15 protein-coding genes and 1 tRNA gene are annotated in these 24927 nt (G+C 62.0%); 4 read left to right on the forward strand and 12 right to left on the reverse strand.

The features are described from left to right. Window positions 1–108 precede the first annotated feature (108 nt). From recC to recD, 3 genes are read left to right on the forward strand one after another with little or no spacing between them, the layout of a single operon-like run. Window positions 109–3573: an exodeoxyribonuclease V subunit gamma gene (recC, locus tag GSQ75_RS06065; protein WP_158753564.1), complete on the forward strand. Its 3465-nt coding sequence runs from the start codon at window positions 109–111 to the stop codon at window positions 3571–3573. Beyond that, the gene (locus tag GSQ75_RS06070) at window positions 3570–7196 is read left to right on the forward strand and encodes a UvrD-helicase domain-containing protein (protein ID WP_254058451.1); all 3627 of its coding nucleotides are present in this window, start codon (window positions 3570–3572) and stop codon (window positions 7194–7196) included. The genes recC and GSQ75_RS06070 overlap by 4 nt, the downstream gene beginning before the upstream one ends. Beyond that, the gene (recD, locus tag GSQ75_RS06075; protein WP_158753565.1) at window positions 7193–9028 is read left to right on the forward strand and encodes an exodeoxyribonuclease V subunit alpha; all 1836 of its coding nucleotides are present in this window, start codon (window positions 7193–7195) and stop codon (window positions 9026–9028) included. Before GSQ75_RS06070 ends, recD begins: the two co-directional genes overlap by 4 nt. Before the next feature lie 88 nt (window positions 9029–9116). On the opposite strand, the gene GSQ75_RS06080 is transcribed toward recD, so the two are convergent. The 6 genes from GSQ75_RS06080 to GSQ75_RS06105 form a co-directional block, all read right to left on the reverse strand. Further along, window positions 9117–9629, reverse strand: a complete 513-nt coding sequence (locus GSQ75_RS06080; protein ID WP_343160911.1) for a type IV pilin protein — start codon at window positions 9627–9629, stop codon at window positions 9117–9119. A gap of 12 nt (window positions 9630–9641) precedes the next feature. Continuing rightward, window positions 9642–13532: a PilC/PilY family type IV pilus protein gene (locus tag GSQ75_RS06085; RefSeq protein ID WP_158753566.1), complete on the reverse strand. Its 3891-nt coding sequence runs from the start codon at window positions 13530–13532 to the stop codon at window positions 9642–9644. A gap of 67 nt (window positions 13533–13599) precedes the next feature. Further along, window positions 13600–14229: a PilX N-terminal domain-containing pilus assembly protein gene (locus tag GSQ75_RS06090; RefSeq protein ID WP_254058452.1), complete on the reverse strand. Its 630-nt coding sequence runs from the start codon at window positions 14227–14229 to the stop codon at window positions 13600–13602. 1 nt (window position 14230) lies between these two features. Continuing rightward, the gene (locus tag GSQ75_RS06095; protein WP_158753567.1) at window positions 14231–15268 is read right to left on the reverse strand and encodes a prepilin-type N-terminal cleavage/methylation domain-containing protein; all 1038 of its coding nucleotides are present in this window, start codon (window positions 15266–15268) and stop codon (window positions 14231–14233) included. After that, the gene (gene pilV / locus GSQ75_RS06100; protein WP_158753938.1) at window positions 15265–15744 is read right to left on the reverse strand and encodes a type IV pilus modification protein PilV; all 480 of its coding nucleotides are present in this window, start codon (window positions 15742–15744) and stop codon (window positions 15265–15267) included. The genes GSQ75_RS06095 and pilV overlap by 4 nt, the downstream gene beginning before the upstream one ends. A gap of 38 nt (window positions 15745–15782) precedes the next feature. Continuing rightward, on the reverse strand, window positions 15783–16427 hold the full coding sequence (locus tag GSQ75_RS06105; RefSeq protein WP_254058482.1) for a GspH/FimT family pseudopilin: 645 nt from the start codon (window positions 16425–16427) through the stop codon (window positions 15783–15785). A 703-nt stretch (window positions 16428–17130) separates the two neighbouring features. On the opposite strand from GSQ75_RS06105, the gene GSQ75_RS06110 reads away from it, so the two are divergent. Next, the gene (locus GSQ75_RS06110) at window positions 17131–17949 is read left to right on the forward strand and encodes a transglycosylase SLT domain-containing protein (protein WP_254058454.1); all 819 of its coding nucleotides are present in this window, start codon (window positions 17131–17133) and stop codon (window positions 17947–17949) included. Between the two features lie 192 nt (window positions 17950–18141). On the opposite strand, the gene GSQ75_RS06115 is transcribed toward GSQ75_RS06110, so the two are convergent. From GSQ75_RS06115 to GSQ75_RS06140, 6 genes are all read right to left on the reverse strand, one after another. Continuing rightward, on the reverse strand, window positions 18142–18363 hold the full coding sequence (locus GSQ75_RS06115; RefSeq protein ID WP_158753569.1) for a hypothetical protein: 222 nt from the start codon (window positions 18361–18363) through the stop codon (window positions 18142–18144). Between the two features lie 577 nt (window positions 18364–18940). Then, a tRNA-Thr gene (locus GSQ75_RS06120) sits at window positions 18941–19016 on the reverse strand. Window positions 19017–19097: 81 nt separating this feature from the next. Further along, window positions 19098–20060 carry a 4-hydroxy-3-methylbut-2-enyl diphosphate reductase gene (gene ispH, locus GSQ75_RS06125; RefSeq protein ID WP_158753570.1) on the reverse strand — a complete coding sequence of 321 codons (963 nt, stop codon included), beginning with the start codon at window positions 20058–20060 and terminating at the stop codon, window positions 19098–19100. A gap of 64 nt (window positions 20061–20124) precedes the next feature. Beyond that, window positions 20125–20625 (reverse strand): signal peptidase II, encoded by a 501-nt coding sequence (lspA, locus tag GSQ75_RS06130; RefSeq protein WP_158753571.1) that lies wholly within the window; start codon window positions 20623–20625, stop codon window positions 20125–20127. Between the two features lie 77 nt (window positions 20626–20702). Beyond that, window positions 20703–23564, reverse strand: a complete 2862-nt coding sequence (gene ileS, locus GSQ75_RS06135) for an isoleucine--tRNA ligase (protein WP_158753572.1) — start codon at window positions 23562–23564, stop codon at window positions 20703–20705. Between the two features lie 101 nt (window positions 23565–23665). Then, window positions 23666–24619, reverse strand: a complete 954-nt coding sequence (locus tag GSQ75_RS06140) for a bifunctional riboflavin kinase/FAD synthetase (protein WP_158753573.1) — start codon at window positions 24617–24619, stop codon at window positions 23666–23668. Window positions 24620–24927: the final 308 nt, after the last annotated feature.

Here is a 24927-nt window from a genome sequence, read left to right on the forward strand (position 1 = left end):
CGGATCGACATACCCAGGAACACTTTCCGGAAAATATTCTCAAGCGATGGGACTGCCTCTCGGTATGCTGTACCCATTGCGTCACCGAAATATCCAGGGCTGGAATAGATGAAGGAAAACCCAGGCGGGCTGATCGTCCATCGCGGCAGCCGCACCGAACGGCTGGCCGACGAACTGGCGCAGCGACTGGAAGCCCAGCGGCCGGCCAATCCGCTGGCCGCGCAGACGGTGGTGGTGGCACATCCAGGCCTGCAGCGCTGGCTGCTCGGCCGTTTCGCGCAGCGCGGCGGCGCGCAGGGTGGCCACGGCATCGCTGCCAACTACGAGATGATCCTGCCGTGGCAGTGGTTCGAGCAGACCGCCCGTCGCGTACTGGGCGACGAGGCGCTGATCGGCGGTGCCTACCGGCATGAATTGCTGCGCTGGCGCCTGCTGATGACGCTGCCTACCCTGAGTGCGCCGGAAATCAGCGCCTACCTGGCTGGTGACGATGCCGCGCGACGCAGCTTCCAGCTGGCCGAGCATCTGGCTGGCCTGTACACCCAGTACCTGATTTATCGACCGGACTGGATCCTCGATTGGGAACAGCATCCGGGCCAGCATGGTCGCGACTGGCAGGCCAGCTTGTGGCACCAGCTGCGGGCCGCCATCCATCGTCCGCACCGTGCCCAGCGCAGTGCCATCCTGCTCGATGCCCTGCGTGTCGAAAACACCGCGGAAGAAGCCCCGCTGCACGTATTCGGTGTCAGCCATCTGCCGCCGGATGTGCTGCAGGCGCTGCAGGCGACTGCGCTGCACAGGCCGGTGCATCTGTATTTCCCTGATCCCTGCCGCGAGCACTGGGTGTATCTGCGCAAGCAACGCTTTCTGCTGACCCACGCGGACGATCCGGAAGCGCTGTACTACGAGGTGGGCCACCCGCTGCTAGTGGCACTCGGCCGCATCGCGCAGGATTTCTGCCTCACCCTCGACGAATGCGACGCCATCGACGAGCGCGATCCGCTCGATGATGCTGAACCGCTGCCCGGCGAAACCTCCCTGCTGGCGCAATTGCAATCCAGCATCCGCTGCCTGCAACCAGAGCTGGTCGGTGCCGCCAGCCGCGAGCGACTCGCCGATGGCGTCGACGCAGACGTGCTGTTGCCCGCCTTGCGTGGCGATCCCAGCCTGCGCGTGCATGCCTGCCATACCCGCCTGCGCGAGCTGGAGGTGTTGAAGAACAGCTTGCTGCGCTGCCTCGCCGACGATCCCACGCTGCAGCATCGCGACATCGTGGTGATGGCACCGGATATCGGCGCCTATGCGTCCTATCTGGCAGCGGTGTTCGGCGAACCGGCGCAATACCGCAGCGATCCGCTGCATATTCCCTGGCATCTGGCTGATGTCGGGCTGTCGCGTGCGCATCCATTGATGAGCGCATTCGCGCAGGTGCTGGATCTGGCCGAAAGCCGTTTCACGGTCAGCGAAGTGCTGGATTTCCTCGACGTGCCGGCGGTGGCGCGACGCTTCGCGATCGATTCCGCCGGCTGCGATGCACTGGAACGCTGGCTGCATCGCGCCCACGTGGCATGGGGCCTCGATGCCGAGATGAAGGCCGAATCTGGCGCAGCCGCGGTCGATGCCAATTCGTGGCAGTTTGGCTTCGACCGCATGTACGCCGGACTGATCGTCGGCCAGGACGCCGGTAGCGAGCTGCCCGACGATCAGCTGCTGGACGGCATCCTGCCGCTGGATGGCGTTTCCGGCAGCGCGGTCGAAGCGCTGGGTCAGTTCGATCGCCTGCTCGGCGAATTGCGCAAGGCGCGTGGGGAATTTGCCGTGGCGCGCCCGTTGGCCGCATGGAGCCAATGGCTGCTGGAGCTGATCGACGCGTTGTTCGTTGCCGACCTGCGCGACGACGCCGAGAACAACGCGCTCGATGCGCTGCGTCGACTCGCCGCCGGCCTCGGTACCCAGGCCGCCGAAGTCGGCATCCGCACGCCGCTGCCGTGGAGCGTCGTGCGTGAAGCCGTGCGCGGCGCGCTGGATGCAGTACCGGAGCGCCAGGCCTTCCTGCTTGGTGGTGTGACGTTCTGCGGGCTGGTGCCGCAGCGTTCGATTCCGTTTCGCGTGGTCTGCCTGCTCGGCATGAACGAGGGCGAGTTCCCACGCCCGGGCCATGATGCCGGCCTCAATCTCATCCTCAGCCAGCCGCGCCGCGGTGACCGCGACACCCGCAGCGAAGACCGTTACCTGTTCCTGGAAGCGATGATGTCGGCGCGCGACGCGCTGCATATCAGCTATGTCGGCGAAGGTGTACGCGACGGCAAACCGCGCAATCCGGCGGCGCCTTTGGCCGAACTGCTGCAATTTCTCGACGAGCAGCACGGTATCGCTGACAACGAGCAAATCGACCGACCATGGCTTATCCATCATCCGCTGCAGCCGTTCGACGCGCGCTATTACGAGCGGGATGCATATGGGCAGCCTCGCCATGACCTGCGGATGTTTTCCTACGATCCGGCGTTTCTCGCTGCCCCGTCCAGCGCTAAAACCCAACGCTTTCTCGACGAAATGGCGATCACCCCGCACGCACAGCCTGCGGCCATCGGCGAGATCACGCTAGGCGCACTCAAACGCTACTGGCGCGATCCGTCCAAGGATGCACTGCTGCGCGGTCGCGGCATCAGCCTGCAGGCGCTCGACAGCGTCGGCTGGTCCGATCGCGAACCACTGGAAACCCGGTTCGAGCGGATCGAACGCGTCGACCATCGACTGCTGTTCGAGACGCTCGCCGCCGGACACGACCGCCTGCCCGCCGAGCCACCGGCGTGGCTGGCACGTTCCGGCATGCTGGCTGGAGGCGCCATTGGCGTCGAGGCCTATGCGCAATTGCGCGACTCGTTGCAAAGCCTGCTCGAGCGTGCACACAAGCTGTTCGCCAGCGGCATTGCACAACCGTTGGCACAGGCGATCGACCTGGATCTCGGTGATGGTCTGCGCCTGACCGGCGTGGTCGATCGGGCGTTCAAAGGCATCGACGACAATTTTCTGCTGTTCGATGCCCAGCCGACGCGCGCTGCCGGGCTGAAGGAGATGCTGTCTTTCTATATCGATTGGGCTGCGCTGCGACTGACACACGCCGATACCGTGCAGGCAGATTTTCTGGAGCCCACCTACAATCGTAGAGGAGCGCAAACATCGAAGCTGCTTGCCCTCCTGCAGGCACAGGACACCGACCAACTACGTCGCGGACTGCGTCGCCTGATCGAAGCATATCTGGCGGCCGAACAGCAGCCGCTACTGTTCTTTCCACGCACCGCGCAAACCTATGCGCTCAACGACCCCGAAACACGTCTCGGCAAAGCCGCCGCCACATGGGAAGGCGATGATTTCAACAGTGGCGAGCGCGATTACGCACCCGGCTATGCCGCCCTGCTGAGTCGCGGAATGGAGCTTTTCGAACCGCACAGTCCGGCTCATCGCTCGTTCCTGGCTGCCACCGAACTGGTCTGCAAAGTACTCGATCCTCAGCACACGATGCTGTTGAAAGCATCGGTATCCGAGCCCGCTGCTGCCGGGGAAAAGGCTTGAGCACCATCGACATGGCCGCCAGCACCGACCTGCCCGTGCTCGACTGGCAGCACATGCCGCTGCATGGCCGCATCCTGATCGAAGCCAGTGCCGGCACCGGCAAGACCTGGAACATCGGCCTGATCTATCTGCGTCTGCTGCTGGAACACGATCTGCGGGTGGAACAGATTCTGGTAACCACGTTCACCGATGCTGCGGCACAGGAACTGCGTGAACGCCTGCGTCGGCGCCTGATCGAAACCGAGCGCCTGCTTGAGTCCGCTTCAACTGGGCCGGCAACCGACGACAACTCGCTGGAAACTTATCTGTCTGCGCTGTGCCATGACGAAGACAGTCGCCACCATGCACTGCGCAAGATCCAGCTGGCCCGCAGTGATCTCGATCGCGCACCCGTCTCGACCATCCACGCGCTATGCCAGCGCATCCAGCGCGACTACCCGCTGGAAAGCGGCGCTGCGTTCGCCAACGACAAGTTGTTCGACGAACAGCAGTTGCAGCGCGAATGCGTGGAGGACTTCTGGCGCCGTCGCTACCTGACCGGCAGCGTCGACCCGCGCGAGGCCGAGCTGCTGTTGAAGGACGGACCGGAAGGTTTGCTACGTGATCTTGGCGGCTTGTCGAACAATGCCGATGCGCGGATCGAGGGAGGCGGACTGGCCGAACTCGAACGCCGGATCGCCGAGCTGCGCACAGATGAAAGCATCGCAGAGTTGCAACGACTGGTCGACGACGCAACGCTGTACAAGCGGAGCAACGCTGCATTGCGCTCCCGGCTGGGAGAGATCGTTCCGGCGCTTAAGAACAACGATGAGGCGCAACTTGCCAAGTCACTTAATGACGTATTCGAGCCTGAAAAACTGCTCGCGCAGGAAGCCGCTCATAGCACAGGTGAACTCGCCACACATCCCTTGATTAATGCTTTGCAAGCACTACGCGCACTGATTGGGCTGCGCGACATTTTCACCCGCGGCGCCGTGCTGGCCCAGGCCGTGCAAGCCTGTCGCGAAGAGATGCCGCGGCGCGCACGCCAGCGTCATGTACTCACGTTCTCGATGCTGATCGACGCTGTCTACGAGAGGTTGTGCGGCGAGCAGGCCGACGACGTGCTGGCCGACCGGCTGTTCGAGGCCTTCCCGGCAGCTCTGATCGACGAGTTCCAGGACACCGACCAGCGCCAGTTCGCGATCTTCGACCGGATCTACCGCGAGCGCGGCACGCTGGTGATGATCGGCGACCCCAAGCAGGCCATCTACAGTTTCCGCGGTGGCGATATCGCTGCCTACCTGCGCGCCAGCGCACAGGCCATCCAGCGCTTTTCGCTGGCCACCAACCACCGCTCCAGCCGTGCGCTTGTCGAAGCCCTGAACGCCTGGTATGGCCATACCGAGGGCGGTTTCCGCCATCCCCAGATCCGCTATCAGCAAGTCACTCCAGCCGGCCGGGCCGACGATGAGCCCTATGCAGTGAACGGTGAGGCGGAAGCACAACCGCTGGTGATCCATCCGTTCCGTGGTGATGCGATGGGCAAGGATGGCAAACCGCTGAAGGCGCTTGGAGAACTGGAAGCACTGGCGCTGGACGACTGCGCGAATCGCATCGCCGAACTGCTCAACGATCCCCAGCAACAAATCGGCGGCCAGCGTGTCACGCCAGGCGACATCGCCGTGTTGCTGTCGACCAACACGCAGATCGTGGGGCTGCGCACGCGATTGATCGCCCGTGGCGTGCCCTGCGTCGGCAGCGGTCGCGGCAATATCTTTGCCGGCGAAGTGGCACGCGAGTTGGAACTGATCCTGTACGCCGTGCTGCACCCCGACGACGATCAAGCCGTGCGCGGCGCGCTGGCCACCCGTTTGCTTGGTGTGACCCTCGCGCAATTCAGCGCATGGCAAACGCAGCCAGCTGCGTTTGAATTGGAGCTGGAGCGTTTCGAGGCTTGGCGCGTGCTGGTGCGTACCCGTGGCGTGCTGGCACTGATCGAAGCACTGCTGGTCACACGTGCCATCGACTTGCTGGCGCTGCCCGAAGGTGAGCGCGTGCTTACCGACCTGCGCCATCTTGGTGAACTGCTGGCCGCCGAAGAAGGCTCACGGCAGGGGCTGGATGGCCTGTACGCATGGTTGGCCGAGATGCGCCAGGAAGGTGGCGATGGCGACGCGGATGCAGCCGACGAACGCCAGCTGCGTATCGAAAGCGATGCCCACCGGGTGCAGTTGCTCACCATCCATGCCAGCAAGGGGCTGGAGTTCCCGATCGTGTTCCTGCCACTTGTCTGGCGTGTCGGTGATCGCACTGGCGTACGTTCGCCCAAGCTGCTGCGTTATCACGACGACACCGGTCAGCGTTGCGTGGACCTGGGTTCGGTGGCTTTCGTCGAACATCGCGGCTGCCATTTCCGCGAAGAACTCGAAGAGCGCCTGCGCCTGCTCTACGTCGCACTGACCCGCGCCGTGCATGCCGTGCACGTGTACTGGGTGGATCGCAACGTGCTGTTCCGCGACGACGAGCATGCCTGGGAGTGTGCGGCGGTTGACCTGCTGATCGAGCAAGCACAGCAGAAGCTGGAGCTGGTCGAAGGCGAAGCCTCGCTCCACGCCATGACCGAAGCCTTGGGTGGCATGCAGCTGTCAGCGCCCTTCTCCGATGCGTTCGTCCGCTATCAGGTACCGACCGAAGCGCCTTCGCCGAGGGCCACCCAGGCCCCACTACCGCGCTCCCGTCCATTCCAGTGGCTGCACAGTTTCAGCGGGCTGACCCGCTATGCGGCCGCCGCCGTGGTGATCGGCGATAGTGGCGCCGCCGATGAAACCGGCACGGAAGAGATCGTGACCAGCGCCGGCGAACCCGTCGAAACCGCCGAGGACAGCCGCCTGCTGGCCTTGTATCCCTTGCGCGGCCCGCGCTTCGGCGATGCCGTGCATCACGTGTTGGAGCTGGCCAAACCCGGCCTGGTATGGCCCGATCAGCGCCAGCTGCTGCAAAACCAACTCACCGCGCAGGCGATCAAGGCCAATAGCGTGGCACCGGACGAAGCACTGGAAAGGGTCGGCCGGCTGATCGACCGCATACGTCAGACTGACCTCGGCAATGGCTTGCGACTACTCGACGTACCGACCGACCGGCGCATTGTCGAGTTTGAATTCCAGTTCCCCGTACAACACGTGCCACTGGCCCGGTTGCGCCAGCTCTGCATCGCCCATGGCCAGGGCGATGTCGTACCGGCCAGCCTCGATGCGACGACACTCAACGGCATGCTCACCGGCTTCGCCGACCTGATCATCGAATGGGATGGCCGCTTCCACGTGCTCGACTACAAGACCAACTGGCTCGGCGCACGGTTGCGCGACTACCAGGGAAGCGCGCTCGACGCGGCGATGGCCGAGCATCATTACCCGTTGCAGGCGTTACTCTACACCGTAGCCTTGCACCGTTATCTTCGTCAAAGAATGGACGGCTATACGGCCATACATAAGCTCGGCGACAGCTGGTATCTGTTTGTGCGGGCGCTGGGCTTGGAGCCAGATCTTCGACCACACCCAGGTGTCTGGCGACATCGCTGGCCAGCCGCGCTGATCGAAGCACTGGATGATGCCTTCGCCGGCGTGCACGAGGCTGCCGCATGAACTCGCCATCGACCCTGCCCACGGATGCCGATGAGCGCGCGATCGACCAGGCGCTGGCGCAATGGGTATTCAAGCGCACCGGCTCGGCCTTGCTCGCCGCGGCCGTACGCGCAGCCAGCAACGCCGAGGGCCATGGCCATTCCTGTGCATGGCTGACCGATCCATTCACAGACGTCGGCTTCGATGCCGATGCACTGGCCGCACTGCACCAGCACGAATGGGTTGGCGATGGATCGCGCTTCACGCCATTCGTGCTCGATGCGCAGAACCGCTTTTACCTGTGGCGCAACTGGCAGCACGAGTCGAGGCTGGCCGCAACGATCCTGCAACGTTGTGAGCAGCGCTCGTTGCCGATTCCTATCGACACCCTGGCCGGCGATCTTGATGCGCTGTTCGTCGGCATGCCGCGCGGCACCAGCGACTGGCAACGCGCCGCGGTGGCTGCGGTAGCCGGCGCACGCTTCTTCGTACTCACCGGCGGCCCCGGCACCGGCAAGACCACCACCGTCGTGCGCATGCTGCTGATGCTGCTGCGCCATGCCACGGTCTGTGGATTACCGGCACTGCCGTCGATCGCGCTGGCCGCACCGACCGGGAAGGCCGCCCAGCGGCTGGTGCAGGCTATCGCCAGGGGCAAGGCGGAATTGCAGGCTTCGCTGCCGTCCACAGATTTTCGCGATCTGCTGCCGCACATTCCGCACGCCGACGCGCGCACGCTGCATCGCCTGCTCGGCTATCGGCCCACGGAAAACACCTTCAGCCGCGGCCCGCACAATCCGCTGGCCGAAGATATCGTCGTGGTCGACGAGGCTTCGATGGTTGATCTGGCGATGATGCGCCAACTGCTGGAGGCACTGCGCCCCGACGCAGTCCTGATCCTGCTCGGCGACCCGGGACAACTCGCCTCGGTCGATGCCGGCTCGGTACTGGCCGACATCGTCGCCAGCACACCGCCGAACCAGCTTCCACCAGCGATAGTCAGCATGCTAGCTCCGCTGCTGCAGCATGCGCCGGATGCGAGCATCGCCAACGCGCCACTCGCTGGCCAGGTACTGACACTCACCCACAGCTGGCGCGCCGGCAGCGGACTGCAGCGCGGCATCGAAGCCTTGCGCGGCACCCCTGATCCTGCCTGGCTGGACGCATTGCTGATGCGCCGTGTCGATGGCGACCTGCACCTGCTCCGCTGCGGCGACAACGATGCCATACGCGCCTGCGTCGATGGCTGGATCGAGCGCCATGCCAGACTACTGCAGTCGTTATTGGTACCAACCATTGGTGCCAACGATGCATTGCAGAGCCTGCACCAGCTGCAGATCCTGTGTGCACTGCGCGATGGCCCGTTCGGTGCGCAAGGCATCAACGCGCTGGTCGCACGCCGGCTTGCGGTTCGTTTTGGGATCGACACCAGCCATGCGTGGTACCACGGCCGTCCGGTCATCATCACCCGCAACGACTACGCGCGTGGCCTGTTCAACGGCGATGTCGGCATCGCACTGGAAGGCGCGGAAGGACTGCGCGTGTGGTTCGAACTGAGCGATCGTGACGGCCGCGCTGGCCTGCGCAATTTCTCGCCGCGTGCCCTGCCCGCCCACGAAAGCGCCTGGGCGATCACCATCCATCGCAGCCAGGGTTCGGAATACCACGACGTGGCGGTTGTGCTCCCGCCGGATGCGGACAACCGCGTACTCACCCGCGAACTGGTCTACACCGCCATCTCGCGTGCGCGCGAACACGCCGAACTATGGACTACCGATGACTCGCTCCGCGCAGCGTTGAGCCGACCGATCCGGCGCTTGGGCGGCTTGCGCGAAAGGCTGGGAGCACCGTAGAGAGCACATCCGCATCGGCGTCATCTATGCGGGTCGTTTGTGGCGCAGTGCCATCGCGTACAGCCCGGGATTGGGCCTGCACATCCAGTCACCAGCAATTGGCCACGCTTGCGGCCGGGCCACGGGCGCCAGTCTGATCGAGCGTAAGTGCACCACAGGCATCCGTGGCCTGTAGCCCCTTGGGCGTAGCAGTGATGGTGTAGGTGGACGCAGTCGGCGTCCCGAAATCGTAGTCGTAATAGTTCCCGGTTTGCTGGGCGCTTTTGCAATCCAGGTCCGGCAATTCGTTATTGACCGTATTATCGTTGTCCGTAACGGCCTTGTCGTACGCCATATTGGTGGTGTAGTACCGCTCCATGTAATTGGCGTATTCCGACACGCACGCAGTCGCTGCGGCCCGGCGGGTCTTGATGATGTAGTGGGTATAAGCGGGATAGGCGATCGCGGCCAAGATGGCGATGATCGCCACCACAATCATCATTTCGATCAGGGTGAACCCCAGGTTGCGCCAGATGCGCGCCAACATGGCATGGCGCGCAAATGATGGGGCGGATGTGCCTTCGAACAGAACACCGCCATCAGTCGGCAAGAGCTGTTTCATCGTGTCATTCCTTTACTGGTTGATCAGCTCTCGCCAGGACACCCGCTGAATATCGCCGGTCGAACTCGATGTCTGGATGCTGCTCGTCGAGCCGTTGTCGAAACTGGTCAGCATGGTGCTGCCAGCGAAGATCGGGTTGTTGGGCAACGAGGTGAAGCCGATGCCAGCGGCAGGCGTGCCGTTGACCGAATCAGACGTATCGACCTTGCCGTCACCGCTGATGTCGAAGAAATTGGCTGCCGGATTGGTTCCCGTAAACGGATCGATCGCCATGATCCAGCCACGACCGGACGGATTGCAGGGGTCGCTGGCTTGGGGAATTCGCGTGGTACCCAGCAGCAGGTTGCCCTGGAACTGGTTGGGTGTGACCAACCGCTCGCCTTCGGCGCCGTTGACCGGCGACTTGAGATCCATGTACCAGCCGGATTTTCCGGTAATGGCTGCATTGGCGGCAGCAGCCTGCGCCAGGGTCGTCACCGTGCGGCCCGTGCCTACCTCTGCAGTGATCGAACGCTGTGCAAGATTGCCTGCACGCGTCATGGTCGGCATCACCGCCAGGCCACTGGTACCCGACTGCACGATCAGGCCATACCAGCTCTGCACCTTCAGGTTCGCAAGATCCGCCGTCGTCAGGTACTGGCCTGTACCGAAAAACAACCAGACATTGCCGGTATTCGGATCCTTGCCGGCCAGCATGCCGGCCGTGATCGGCTGCACATTGCCGCTGGCATCCTTGGCGGTGAACAGCCGCACCCCGGAACTGCTTGGCGTGGCTGTCGCGGTGCTGCCCGCGGCGGTGTTGATCGCGAACGACCATACATTGCCATTCGCATCGCCAGCGTAGGCCATCGTGCTGACCCCGTTGCCCGAAGGATCCATCCACATGGCCGGCGCGGCAAGACCGCTGGTATCGGTGGTCGTGTGCACATTCAGACTGCCGTCGGCGAGATTGAACTGCAACAGTGCAGCCAGTCCCGCCGTACTGTTGTAGCCATTGCCCATAAGCACCGACCAGGTGCCGTTCGCGGTCTGCGCGATCACCGGCTTGCCCGTCATCTGGCCGATGTAGGTGCTGTTACCGTCGCTGTTGCCATCGCCAGCGGAGCGCTCCCACAGGAACTTCACATTGGCCGGATCGGTGACATCGAGCGCGTAGACCGCCTTGGCCACGCCGCGGCCGGTCGTGCCCACCAACACGGTGCGCCACTGCCCTCCGATATAGGCATCCGCCACCGTCAGCTCACCATCGTTGAAGAAGGCATGCGCCACGTTGCCACCATAATCCGGGCTCGACAGTACACTCACACCGGCGGTGATGACCGCACCGGGGAGATAGGCAAACTTTTCCGCACCGCTGCTGGCATCGAACGCATGCAACATGCCGTCATTGGCGGCTACATAGATTGTCCCCGCACGCTTGACGTTGTTGCTCGCGTACTGGGCAAAGACCGAGGATCCCGTGAACGATTCGGTATAGAACTGGTTCGGGTTCGGCGCCCCCGCATAGACTGGCTGCGAGTTGACGATATCGCTGATCGCCGTATCGCGGTTGCGGTAGCTGCCGCCATTCGCCTGTTCCAGCGAGGCATCACCACGCAGGTAATTGATCATGCTGGTCTGGGCGGCACCGCTGCCGCCCAACGCACCGAGTTGCGCGCTCGAAATCGCTGGCAACGTGCCGTTCGCCGCGACCTTGAACGCCACGAACTTGCCGGTCGCCGACGGGTCGGTGTTGTAAGTCATGACATTGCGGCTGGCAGGCACCGGCAAATTGTTCGAAGCCATCCAGTCCGGATTGGTGGCGATTTTCCCGCTGGCGGAATCTACCTGTAGCGCCTTCAGGTCGCCCTTCCACTTGGCCGTCCAGTAATTCGCCTGGTATGCCACCGTGCCGGTCTGCAGCTGGGTGGAATTGGCCGCCAGGCTGGCGCCGGTGCCAACGCGCTCGGAGGCACGTTTCAGCGCTTCCTTCAGACCATCGGCGAACGCATCCGGACTGGTTGCGGAATAGAAACCACCGTGGCCGTTGACCGCAGCATGGGCCAGATCAGCGATGTTATTGATCGAGTCACCCGTGGGGCTTGGCCAGCTAAAGCTCGAGATCGCCTTGCTGTTGTCGCCATTTGCCCAGGCAAAGACCTGGTCCACCGGTATCTGCGTGCCATTTGCATATTGAGGAGTGAAACCAAGCCCCAAAGTGAAGGTCGTCATGTGCTGCCAGAACGCCGGATCATCGGCATTGACTGGCACCTCATTGGACATGCCGGGCTGCAGATCGGTGCGCCAATACTTCATGGCGACATCTGCAAGCGTGTCGCCATAGGTAATCCCGGGCGTGACCACTTTCTTTTCGCACTGAAGCGAAGTGCTGTTATAGCTGTAGCCGCTGCCGCAACTTGGGCTTGCGGTGGTACTGGTGCCCTTCAGGCATTTACCCTTGTAGGTTCCAGTGGTTTGAAATGTGTAGCCAGAACCGCATGTCGGCGTTTGCGCAAGCGTGTTGGTAATGTCCGTCGTTTGACCACTGTCCGCATAGGGAGCAGCAGATGCATAGGTGTAGGCTTGGCCATTGGCTCCGGTCACTGTCGTGCCGGCACTCCCATCGACGTCACCCGCGCCGCTGAAACTGTCATTCCAGAAACCATCGGTGGTCAGGATGGTGTAGGACTGGCGGCAAGCAAGCTGGGTATTACCAGCAGCGGTGGTGTAATCCGGATCGGAGGACATCCCGTTCCAGGGTTGCTTTCCGCTATCCGAATAATATTTGCCGACCGCATCCAGTGCCTGGCGCAACGGGGTGCCACCATTGGCCTGAGCCTTGGCTATCCAGTTCCAGAACTGGCTCTTCTGGCTTGTGGAATTTGAGCCATCGCCAAAAGGCTGGACCTGCGCAATATAATTTGTACCCTTGTTGTAGGTGTCCGTGTAGCTATAGAGGGATGCTGGAAGATTTTTATAGCTTCCGTTTCCGTTACCGGTACCGCCATCAATCGAACCAAAACCCACCCTGAAAGTCGGGTCCAAAGTGGCAAACGAGTTCATCAGGCCACTTTTAGCCATCAGGATGCGGGTACGGTAGAACGAAAACCAGTTCGCCACATTCTGCTGACTTGCCACGCTGTCGTCGCAAACCGCTTGCTGAGCTGTGGTCAGGGGGGCGCAGTCTCCTGTCACGCCAACATAATGCTGGACGTTGTTGGTGCCGGTCGTATAAGTGAAGAAATACTTGTAGGTCGTCGTGGTCGTCGTGCATTGCGCACCACTAAGCGCGTCACCCGATTTGCAGCTATAGGTAGTGTTGCCCGTAGCCGGAACGACCGTCCCCTTATTGGGGGTATTTGTTTTCGTGCAGTTATTACTGCCGTCAGGACCAGAGTAGCCTGTTGGGCATGAGTACTTAGTGGTACCTGCTGCTCCATATGTGCTCGTCGTGATGATCGTGAACATCGTGTAATACGGAAAAGTCTTCGCATTACTGCTGTTTCCACCGGTGAATTTGGTAACGTCGGTGGCACCGGTGCCCGCAAAGCCATCGGTGTAGGCGCCCGTGATACTGGTTGGTGCCGCATAAAAGGTCCCGTCCGCCTTGGGTGGCGGCGAATAGGTCACGCTGGGGTTGTAGTAGGTACCGTTGATGCTGGCGTTGCGCACAGCGTCATTGGTGGTGCTGCTCAAATAGCCCCAGTCCGGCATGTAATCCCATGCCATCGACCCCGAATCATCCAGCATCAGCACCACGTTCGGCGGCAGCGAACGCTGGATGATCAACGGCGACTGGTCGACGGTGACGGCCGCCAGTGCCGGCGTATAGATGGCGCCCAGCATCCAGACAGAAAGGCTGGTATACAGCAACTTGCCCAGCAGACCACTGAGTGTGCTGCGTGGACGGGATGATGTGCTCATGACGATTGCGCTCTCGAATGATGCGTCAGGGAAAGGGCCATGCGCCCGGCCAACTTGAAGCTGCGGCTCAACCTTGTTTGATCATTGCCTGCAGGACGACCACGGCGCGGTTTCCCACCTGGGCGGGATCGCCGCTGCGGGCGGTCACCCGGTAATACACCGCAGTGGTGGAGGTACCTTGGGCACCATAGTTGTGGGCGTTGGCACTCTGGCCGAAACCCGTACTGGTGCTTGGGTTGTACCAATTGCCCATGTTCTCCACGACGTACTGCGGTTGGCTGGTCGCCAGCTTGCTGGCCTTGAACTGGCCTGGTGCCGTGCCCGAGGCAACCGTGATGATCTTGCTGGTGTCCAGGGCCCTGTCGTCGAACGGATTAGCCTGGCAGAACACACCACCGGCCTGGCAATTGCGCGCGATGTCACCCGGATAAGCGGCGATACGCGCCTGCGCGGCACGCATCGCCGCCTCCGCACTCTGGAAGGCGATCTGCCGGTCGAGCAGGTTGGATGCCATCTTCTGCTGCATGATCGTGCCGCGCACGGCTGCAAGGCCGACCAGGGTGATCACCACCAGCAACAACAGCGCTACGACCAAGGCCACGCCGCGCTGGCCAGCGCGATGCAACGACTTCTCCGTAAGCCGGCGACGCCCGCAACTAGCGGGATCGAGCGGGTTGGATGCGAATACGTGATTCATTTCAATTCACCCGGTTGCGCACAGTGGTGGTGGCGGTAAAGCTGCGCGTGAGCGGCTTGACGTCGGTGCCCGCGCGCTTGTCGACGCTTTCCAGTGCCAGATTCACTTGCACAGCGTCGACCAAGGTCCAGTTGCCGACCTCACTGGCCGATACGAAACCGGTATTCCCTGACTGGTGATAGGCAATGCTCATATTGGTGACATCGCGCACCATTTCCTGGGCTTCCGGTGTGGGTACGCCAGTCTTGGTCACCAGTGCTTTGCGATAAAGCGAACGACCGTTGACCGGGTTGTTGCCGATGTACCAGTCGGACGCTCCCAGCCTGGCAATATACGAATTGGTCGCAAAGACGTAGCTGCTACTGCTGCTGCATACAGTGGGGAAGTTCAGGTCCGTGGTGCAGTTGCCGGGCGATCCACTGGCGGCATGGGTGATAGTGCCGCCGTTGTAGTTGGTGATCTGCACGAGAGTCGCGTGGTCGGGATCGCACACGATGATTACGTCGCCGGCTTGCAGGTCAGTGCTTGCTTCGTTGAGGGTGAAGCTGGCTGCCGGCTCGCTGTTGGCCTTTACGCTCACGCCCGAGCCTTCGGCCCCGACCAGCATGAGCGAATGCGTGCCGCTCACCCGCTGCCCTTCTCCCGTCCCAGTGGATACCGCCAGATCCGTCTGGTTCCCGTTGTAGCCGACCAGTGCGTTGTTCCAGTTGGCCCACCACGCCGTGCCGCCAGCACCTGGACCGTTATTGAGCACGTTGGCGACGCGGCCGCCGTTGCTGCAGCCGGTAAGCCCCGCATCACGGATATCTCGCGCCATCATCTCGAAGGCGATGCGCGAACCATCCTGTACGTCACTCAGCGCCTGGTTGGTGCGATAGGAACGCTGGTTGGCCAGGAACACACTCACCACGCCACCGATCACGATCAGGCCCAGCAGCATGGCCACCATCAGCTCGATCAGGGTGAAACCGGATGCCGTTCCGATCCGCCTGGGTACATGTCGCTTATGGCCGGGGAAAAATGCGGAGCGATGGCTCATAGCATGGCCCTGGTAATGACTTTCTGAATGCTGCTGCCACCCACCCCTGCCCGGCTGTCGTCAAAAGTGATGGTCACGGTGCAATCTGCAGTCGCGTCGATGGCCTTGCAGTCAATCGCACCGGTGGTGGTGGTCGCTGCGCCAAGGCTATGGCCGAGTTGGGTACACCACTGGTTGAGCTGGGCATCGACCAGGGACCCTGCCGCTGCAGGACATGCGCTGGCCTTGACCGTCTTGTTGTATCCGCCCGTCTTGGCAGCAGCGGTGTCCGCCCGCATGGCGTCGAGGATCGAGTAGCTGGCGATCGTGGCCATGCTTCGCGCCATTGCACTGTTGTTGGTGGACATCGACATGGCCTGTAAGGCAGCGATGCCCAGGAAAGCGATCGAGAGCACCAGCACGGCTACCAGTACTTCGATAAGACCGACGCCAGACTGGCTGGGTCGCCGGCGAGCGCAACGCGACGCACCGTGCATGCTTGCTTGAATCTGGGAGGTAAGCGCGATCGGGCTATTCATGACGAAGGGCAGTCTCCGCTGATGGTTTTCGTCTCGAGGATCGAACCAGCCGTCATCATGATCACGCGATGGTTATTGGTGCTCATCTGGCTGGTACAGATGTCCGCGACCGTTTTGCCGTACGGGGTTGTCTCGCCGACTTTTCGTCCCAACCCCTGCGCCGTGAAACGCAGCGCCGTCATGTCCCCGTTGAGCTGGATCGGCGAGGTGATGCCGACCGTGCCGGCCAGCACCTCCACCGGCGCAGTTCCGTTCAGCGCGTAGACCGCCCCGGTTTTTGTGCCACACCCGCCACCCAATGCGCTGCTCGATGGGTCGCTCGAATTGCCGCTGGCCGAGTTGCTGCAAAGCTGGGTGCTGGCATTGCGCTTGATCGCTTCCATCCGCGCAATATTGATCGCGCCGACGACATCGTTTGCGGTGGTGGTGAGCTTGTTGGATAGCGTGATCGTCCTGAAACTCGGCACCGCTATCATGATCAACACCAACGCCACGACGAGGGTGATCATCAACTCGACCAAGGTGAAGCCATAGGCATGCCGCCGTGCGCGGACCTGTGCAAGCGCAGTGCGCCGCAGTGCGTCGTCAGCATCGGGGCCGCGTCCACTCGAGTGAGCAACCGCGTTTTGCGGCTTCTGCACTTCGATCAACGAAACTCCTCGCTGACACGACAAAACTTGCATGAAGGCTCTCCCAGAGGTAAGCCATGCACCCTAGTTGTCGCAACTTATTACGTCAAGATTTTACGTGACAGGCGGTAGCATTTGCCCGACAAGCGGCCAGCAGCACTTGCCGACAGACGATTTGGAGTCACGCGCAATGGCCGGTGGCCGAGCATAAGCACGCTTCCAATAGCCACATTCGACTCAAAACGGGCCCGGGCATCTACACTTGGCGCCCGTGAAGTCCGTCATTGCCCAACGTATGAGAAGCCGCCAGCCGGGGAGCAAGGTCCCTCGCCTTACATTGAGCGAGCCGCTGACGGCAACTCGCGTGGGTCCAATCACAGCCGGGCATGAGCCGAAACGCGTGTATCTGATGGCGCCTGCGAACTGGCGATCTGCCAGATCGGCTCGTACCAAGGCAATGAATTGGTCGACAGCGGTATCGCCTCCAGCTCGGCGTACCCATGAATGGAGCACGCCGTCCCACCGGTCTGCGCCCTCCTTGCGTATAGGGAGCCTGACGGTGCTCCGCATATTCGCGGCATCTCGGGTTGAAAGCTTGCGCGTGCGGACTCTCTCCGCCTTGAGCTTGAGCCAGCTGAACTTCGCAAAAATCGCATCTGCCCCAAGGGTTCTCGCGACGCGATGGCTGACCTGGAATCAGACTGGTCGGCGAAGGATGCTGACTGCGATCTCGTTATGCGCAGTGTTTGGTGTCGCAGCTATCCCGGTTGCAATGGGTGTGGCTTATTCCCAGTGGCAACCGGGGAAACCTTCCATCGCGCGTGCACGGGGCGCGTGGCAAGCCCCCTCAAGCCGCAACACCATCGCGCCGGTGGCCGTGCTTGCCCCTACATCGCGTCTGACGACGCCTGCATCATCTGCTTCGCCGCCCGAACCGCTCGCAGTTGAGCCTAAACAAACGAACCCTCAAGCCGCGCTGCTATCCGATGTCAGCACGATGGACCTGACGATGCCCATCGCCGAGCCTGATCTGGACATCGCATCCCAGCAGAGTTTGTGGGCTCAAGTGGGCAAGGAGTCCGGCGTGGATCCACTGCTTCTATACAGTGTCGCGCTAGTTGAATCACGATCGCTGCTTCCCGGCGGCAAGGTCGGACCGACTCCGTGGCTGTTCAGAGTCAACGATCACCTGGTTCTCGGTGAACGGCATCATGTGCAGCTCGAAATGGCGACCGCGAGCCAGCTTGGCTCCGCAGTTCAGGATGTCGGGATCATGCAGGTCTACTACCCGATGCACAGGGATGCAGTTCGCGATCCGCTGACCCTGCTCGACCCGAGAACGAACATCTCGGTTGCAGCCAAGATCCTGCACGATGGGATGCACGAAACACGCGATCCTGTCTTGGGCGTGGGCTATTACCACAGTCATACGCCGCAGTTGGCCAAGGATTACGGCACCGCCGTGCTGACGGTTTACCAACGACTTAAAATCCTCTACCACCCAGGAAAAGCACGCCAGGCAATTGCTCGCTAGCTCGATCGCCAGAAGTACCCAAGCCGGCTGCCAGCACCTCCACGGGACACCGGACGAACCCGATCATCCGTGCATACCCGCGAAAAATCCCGGCGCTCTCCCTCGGAGCCTTTGCAATGCGTACTTGTTACAGGCGTGACACCTTTCGGACTACTTGCCGGATTCGCGCATTGAGGAGGAATGACGGCTCACCTACTCGTCCATTCCAATCAATCCCTCGATATCAATCTCGGCAGAGAAAAGGCCTCGATCCATCGCCTCGTCGAGCGTCAGGAGTGCCCTGTCATAAGCTTTCGGCAGAAAGCCGATTCGTTTGATTTCGCCATTCCTGGTCACTTCGTACCCGGCATGGTCATACACGATCTCATAGGTGTAGCGCTTCCCTTGAAAGCGCGTATAGGTGGCCTTCTTCATTTTCCTTGCTCGTATCTACGCCAATGGTCCGCGTCAGCATCAATTTCTCACTCGGCACCTGAGTTACGAAGCAAAATACTTGCCAATCGATGACAGTCATGCTTTGCCGTCTTGCAACGCGGGCGGATCAACCTGCTTGAGCGCCGTAGCCCACCTTCTAAGCCGGTCACACTTCATTAACGAACTATCAGGTACATTAAACCCATGTCGTGAGACATCGCTCCCACCGTATGGCGTGGCTTCCCCTCCGTGCCATGCAATTAGATGGAACCCCCCGACCCGCAGACTCCCCTCTGCGGGTTTTTTTAAGATCGTCGCAGGATTGCTCTTGGCGCGCAGTTGGGCTACTCCGATTTAGCGATACTGGGAATCCCTGCCGGTTGACCTCATGCATCGGAACGCGCGCGCCTGATCAAGGGTCAACTGGACACGCACCGCGTTTCTCATAGGTGACCGCAAGTGCAAACCAGGACCGCCCGAGAAACAGTATTCGGATGAAGAGCATCCGCAAGCAAGGGTGATCCAACTGGAAACCCCAACAAAAACAAAAGCCCGCTTGCGCGGGCCTCTGAAGTTCTGGTGCCGGAAATAGGAATCGAACCTACGACCTACGCATTACGAATGCGCCGCTCTACCAACTGAGCTATTCCGGCAAAGAGCCGCGGATTTTACGGTGCGGCGCGATATGGCGCAAGCGCAGTCAATGAGAGGGCAAGAAACACAGCTGGCAGATATCAAATGCTGGCCGAGCTACTGCCACCGATCACACGCAGCTCCTTGGGCAGCGCGAACGTGATGTTCTCCGGCTCGCCGTCCAGTTCCCGCACTTCGCCGACACCCCACGACTGCAGGCGGGCGATCACGTCACGCACGAGCTTTTCCGGAGCCGAGGCACCCGCCGTGAGGCCGATGTGCCTGACGCCGTCGAGCCAGCTGCGTTCCATGTGTTCGGCACCGTCGATCAGAAACGAGCGTACGCCCTGCTTCTCGGCCAGCTCGCGCAGACGGTTGGAATTGGAGCTGTTGACCGAGCCCACCACCAGCATCAGGTCGACCGCATCGGCGAGCCGGCGCACGGCGTCCTGGCGATTCTGGGTGGCATAGCAGATATCGTCCTTGCGCGGCCCCTCGATATCGGAGAACTTCACGCGCAACGCTTCGATGATGGCCTTGGTGTCATCCACCGACAACGTGGTCTGGGTGACATACGACAGTTGATGCGGAAACTTCGGCGTCAGCGTGTCAACGCACTCCAGTGACTCGACCAGCAGGATCTCGCCAGTGTTGGCTGTATTCCACTGGCCCATGGTGCCTTCGACTTCCGGATGACCGGCATGGCCGATCAGCACCACACTACGGCCGATACGACCAAGCCGTGCCACTTCCATATGCACCTTGGTGACCAGCGGACAGGTGGCGTCGAACACCTTGAGATGGCGCTGTTCGGCCTCCTCACGCACCGCCTGCGACACGCCGTGCGCGCTGAAGATCACGGTGGCACCGTCGGGCACTTCGTGCAGTTCCTCGACGAACACCGCGCCATCAGCACGCAGCTTGTCGACCACATAGCGGTTGTGCACCACTTCGTGCCGCACGTAGATCGGTGCACCCCACGATTCCAGCGCGCGCTCGACGATGGCGATGGCACGATCAACGCCAGCGCAGAAGCCACGGGGATTGGCGAGCAGGATGTCCAAAACAGACCTCGATGGAATCTCGATAAGCGATTCCGGCCTACGCCGGAATGACGAGAAGTTGGAATTATCGCACGCTGCCCGCAGACTTGCCGGCGAACATCCCGAATGCGACCAGCAGCACGGCACCGACGGTGATGCCGCAGTCGGCAAGGTTGAATACCGGGTAGTTCCACTGGCGGAAATACACATGGATGAAGTCGGTGACCTGGGTCGCATGCAGCCGATCGATCAGGTTGCCGACAGCCCCACCGACAACCAGCGCCAACGGCATGCCGGTGCGCCAATCGCGCCGCGGGGTACGCGCCAGCCACACCACCAGCACCCCGCTGATCACCAGCGCCAGCAGCACGAAGAACCAGCGCTGCCAGCCGCTGCCATCGGCCAAAAAGCTGAAGGCCGCGCCGCGGTTGAACGCCAGCGTCCAGTTCAGGAAGCCCGGAATCACCGGATGTGGCACACCCACCGGCTGCAGTGCGTTTATCGCCCACCATTTGCTGAGCTGGTCGAGTGCGATGACCACGGTGGACAGCCACAGCCAGATGAGTGCGTTGGGTTTGGTGGTCATGGGGCGTTGAAGACTCGGTGATAGGCGAACTCAGAAATCTACGCCCCCTGCGAAGCAGGGGACGAAGCACATCAAGATCAGAACCAGCGCCGCGTTTCGCCCGGACCTTCGACATTGCTGACGCAGCGGCCGCACAACTCGGGGTGTTCGGCATGGCTACCAACGTCATTGCGACGATGCCAGCAGCGCACGCACTTCGCCGCGTGGCTGACGGTAGCCGACACCCATACATCAGCACCTTCCAGCTCGGTCAGCACCGCATTGGCTGGTTGGCCGCCAGCCAGATCGAGGTGTAGTTCCGACGTGATGAAGAAGAAGCGCAGTTCATCCGCCACTGGCGCATAACGCGCCACGGCGGCAGCACCGGCATGGATCGCCAGTTTCGCCTCCAGCGCGGCACCGATCTGCTCGGCCTTGCGCATGCCCTCGAGCACGCGCGAGGCGGTGTCGCGGATCGCCAGCAGGTCGGCCCAGTAGCGACGCTGCTCCGGTGAGTTCTGCGTGGCGGCGAGTCCGTCGTACCAGGTCTCGAACAGCACGCTGTCGCCACGCTCGCCCGGCAACTGCTGCCAGATCTCCTCAGCCGTGAAACTCAGCACCGGCGCCAGCCAGCGCACCAGCGCCTCGGCAATGCGGTACATCGCGCTCTGCGCGCTGCGTCGGCCATGACTGTCGGTCGGCATCGTGTACAGCCGGTCCTTGGTGATGTCCAGGTACAGCGCGCCCAGCTCGTTGGTGCAGAAGTTCTGCACGCGCGCCATGATCTCCGGGAAGTCGTAACGCTCGTACGCGGCCAGCACAGCCTGCTGCACGTCATACGCCTGCTGGATCGCCCACTGGTCCAGCAGCAGGCTGTCTTCGACCGACACCAGATGTTTCGCCGGGTCGAAACCGTCCAGATTGCCGAGCAGGAACTTCGCCGTATTGCGGATGCGCCGATACGTGTCGGAAACGCGCTTGAGGATCTCGTCGGAGACGGTCATCTCGTTGCGGTAGTCGGCCGAGGCCACCCACAGCCGCAGAATGTCGGCGCCGAGCGTGTCCATCACCTTCTGCGGCGCGACTACATTACCCAGCGACTTGGACATCTTGCGGCCGTTCGCATCGACCGCGAAGCCATGGGTGAGCACGTCGTTGTAGGGTGCGCGACCGTGGATCGCCGACGAAGTCAGCAAGGACGACTGGAACCAGCCGCGATGCTGGTCGGAACCTTCCAGGTACATCACCTTGTAATGCTTGGCCGTGCCCTGTTGCAGCTCCGGGCGCTGACCGATCACCGCGTAGTGGGTGACGCCCGAATCGAACCAGACGTCCAGCACATCGGTGACTTTCTCGTAGTCGTTCGCCTGATCGCCGAGCAGTTCGGCCGCATCCAGCGTGAACCACGCGTCGACGCCGCCCTGCTCCACTTTCTTGGCGACCTGCTCCAGCAGTTCGACGGAATCCGGATGAGGCTCCTGCGTAGCCTTGTGCACGAACAGCGCGATCGGCACGCCCCAAGTGCGCTGGCGCGAGATGCACCAGTCAGGGCGACCGGCAACCATGCCGGCGATACGCTCCTCACCCCAGCCTGGCACCCAGCGCACGTTTTTGATCGAGGTGAGTGCCGTCTCGCGCAAACTCGCCTGCTCCATCGAGATGAACCACTGCGGCGTGGTGCGATAGATCACCGGCGTCTTGTGGCGCCAGCAATTCGGGTAGCTGTGTTCGATCTTCGCGAACGCGAGCAGCACGCCACGATGGCGCAACAGCTCGACGATCGCGTCGTTGGCCTTCCATATGTGCATGCCAGCCAGCTCGAGCTCGTCCGCAGCCGGCGTGTCGGCGCGATAAGTACCGCGCGACTCGATGTAGTTGAGCAGGTCGATACCGTACTCACGCGCCACCACGAAGTCCTCGACGCCGTGATCGGGGGAGGTGTGCACGGCACCGGTACCGTCCTCGGCCGAGACATGGTCACCGAGGATCACTGGTACTTCGCGCGGATAGAACGGATGCCGCAGCTTCAAACCTTCCAGCGCCGAACCGGCCACATGACCAAGCACCGTTGCATGCTCAAGTCCGTAGCGCTGCGCCACCTTGTCGACCAGCGCGCTGGCGATCACCAGCAGCACGCGCTGGCCTTCGCGGGAAGGCCCTTCGATCAATGCGTATTCCAGCCCGGCGCCGAGCGACACGGCCTGGCTCTCCGGCAATGTCCATGGCGTGGTGGTCCAGATAGGGATGGCGACGATCGTATCGTCCGCATCCACGCCGAACTTCGCCGCCAGCGCTTTCGGATCGACGGCGTCATAGGCCACATCGACCGCGGGCGACTGCTTGTCGCCGTACTCGATCTCTGCCTCGGCCAGCGCCGAGCCGCAATCGAAGCACCAGTACACCGGCTTCGCACCACGCACCACGTGACCGTTCGACACGATGCGCGCCAGCGCGCGCAACATGTCGGCCTCGTACTTGAAATCCATCGTGCGATACGGCCGCTGCCAGTCACCGAGCACACCCAGCCGCTTGAAGTCGATGCGCTGGGTATCGACCTGCTCGGTTGCGTATTCGCGGCACTTCTGCCGGAACGCGGCGGCATCGAGCTTGTCGCCCGGCTTGCCGAACTTCTTCTCGACCGCGATCTCGATCGGCAGGCCGTGGCAATCCCAGCCGGGCACGTACGGTGCGCGATGGCCGGCCAGCAGCTTGGACTTGACTGTGATGTCCTTGAGGATCTTGTTGACCGCGTGGCCGATATGGATCGAACCGTTCGCATACGGCGGCCCGTCGTGCAGCACGAAGACGTTGTCGCGATCAGCGGTCTTCTGCTGGATCTGCGCATAACGGTCGACCCGCTCCCATTCGGCAAGCCAGGTCGGCTCGCGCTTGGGCAAGTCGCCGCGCATCGGGAAATCCGTCTGCGGCAGGTTGATCGTGCTCTTGTAATCGTGGGTCATTGCTGGATGCCGTCACTTAAGTGTTGCCGCCCGCCAGTTGGCGGGCAAAGAGTTCAAAGTTAATTGATTGGTGCGCTTACCGGAATACCGCTCGACGTCGATTACGCCCCAACCAGCCGCGGATTCATGCCCAGCAGCTCGCGCGCCATGCGGGAATCCAGTGCCATCTGCGCCTTGAGTGGTTCCAGCCCGTCGAACTTCTGCTCGTCGCGCAGCTTCGCCACGAATTCCACCGCCATGCGCTGGCCATACAGGTCGCCATCGAAATCGAACAGATGGATTTCCAGCAAGGGTTCGCTGACCTGGTTCACGGTCGGGCGCACGCCGAGGCTGGCCACGCCAGGCCAACTGCACTCGCCTTCACCCAACCCAACACGCACCGCAAAGATGCCATGGACCGGACTGACGCGCTGCTGCAGATGGATGTTGGCGGTGGGATAACCGAGCGTGCGGCCAAGCTGGTTGCCGTACTCCACCTTGCCGTCGATCACAAACGGGCGGCCGAGCAGGGGCTCCGCGCCGGAAAACTCACCGGCTGCCAACAGTGCCCGCACCCGGCTGGCCGATACGCGGGCGCCGTCGAGTTGCACCGGCGGCATCGTGCAGGCGACGAAGCCCGACTGAGCCCCCATCCGCTCCAGCAGCGGGACATCACCGCCCCGTTTATGACCGAAACGGAAATCACCACCCACCCACACTTCACGCGCAGCCAGCCGATCGACCAGTACGCGTCGCACAAAATCCTCAGCCGACATCGCGGTCAAGGCCTGGTTGAAGCGCAGCAGCAAGGTCTGTTCCATGCCAGCGGCAGCGAAGCCGCGCAGCTTTTCGCGCACGCTGGATAAGCGCGGCACCGGCTCGGCGGAAAAAAACGCGCGCGGTAGCGGCTCGAAACTCACTACGAGCGGGCTGCAGCCGAGTGCCTGCGCACGCTCGCGCACCTGCGTTAGCAACGCCTGATGCCCGCGATGCAGGCCATCGAACGCGCCGACCGCGATCACGCTGCCGCGCGGCGCCAGGCAAGGGCCGGCGACATCCCTGGAAAGTTTCATCATCGCGTGAGTATAACGGGCGAAACGGTGGTGTTAAGACCGCGTTGGCGCCGGATTTGGCATGGATCGACATGCTGCGGACCAGGCCGAGCACTCATGGGACCAGCATCATCCGGTTGAACAAAAGCAGCCCAAAAAACATGCCGGAAAATCTCGCGCGATGCCGTTACCTTCGGTAAGCCGGGTAGCGTGGCATGGGGCACTACAACATGAGGCATTACAAAAAGACGCGAGACCCGTAAGCGACAGCCGCTGTGGCCATGAGTGACCGCATGGATGTGGCAGAATATGGGCGACATAGCCGTCCCGAT

The organism is Dyella sp. S184, from assembly GCF_009766065.1.
Taxonomy (GTDB): domain Bacteria; phylum Pseudomonadota; class Gammaproteobacteria; order Xanthomonadales; family Rhodanobacteraceae; genus Rhodanobacter.

Excerpts from the sequence above, each read along its gene's own strand:
- recC (WP_158753564.1), top strand. The coding sequence starts at position 109 with ATGAAGGAAAACCCAGGCGGGCTGATCGTCCATCGCGGCAGCCGCACC.
- recD (WP_158753565.1), top strand. The coding sequence starts at position 7,193 with ATGAACTCGCCATCGACCCTGCCCACGGATGCCGATGAGCGCGCGATC.
- GSQ75_RS06080 (WP_343160911.1), bottom strand. The coding sequence starts at position 9,629 with ATGAAACAGCTCTTGCCGACTGATGGCGGTGTTCTGTTCGAAGGCACA.
- GSQ75_RS06085 (WP_158753566.1), bottom strand. The coding sequence starts at position 13,532 with ATGAGCACATCATCCCGTCCACGCAGCACACTCAGTGGTCTGCTGGGC.
- GSQ75_RS06090 (WP_254058452.1), bottom strand. The coding sequence starts at position 14,229 with ATGAATCACGTATTCGCATCCAACCCGCTCGATCCCGCTAGTTGCGGG.
- GSQ75_RS06095 (WP_158753567.1), bottom strand. The coding sequence starts at position 15,268 with ATGAGCCATCGCTCCGCATTTTTCCCCGGCCATAAGCGACATGTACCC.
- pilV (WP_158753938.1), bottom strand. The coding sequence starts at position 15,744 with ATGCACGGTGCGTCGCGTTGCGCTCGCCGGCGACCCAGCCAGTCTGGC.
- GSQ75_RS06110 (WP_254058454.1), top strand. The coding sequence starts at position 17,131 with ATGCTGACTGCGATCTCGTTATGCGCAGTGTTTGGTGTCGCAGCTATC.
- GSQ75_RS06115 (WP_158753569.1), bottom strand. The coding sequence starts at position 18,363 with ATGAAGAAGGCCACCTATACGCGCTTTCAAGGGAAGCGCTACACCTAT.
- lspA (WP_158753571.1), bottom strand. The coding sequence starts at position 20,625 with ATGACCACCAAACCCAACGCACTCATCTGGCTGTGGCTGTCCACCGTG.
- ileS (WP_158753572.1), bottom strand. The coding sequence starts at position 23,564 with ATGACCCACGATTACAAGAGCACGATCAACCTGCCGCAGACGGATTTC.
- GSQ75_RS06140 (WP_158753573.1), bottom strand. The coding sequence starts at position 24,619 with ATGATGAAACTTTCCAGGGATGTCGCCGGCCCTTGCCTGGCGCCGCGC.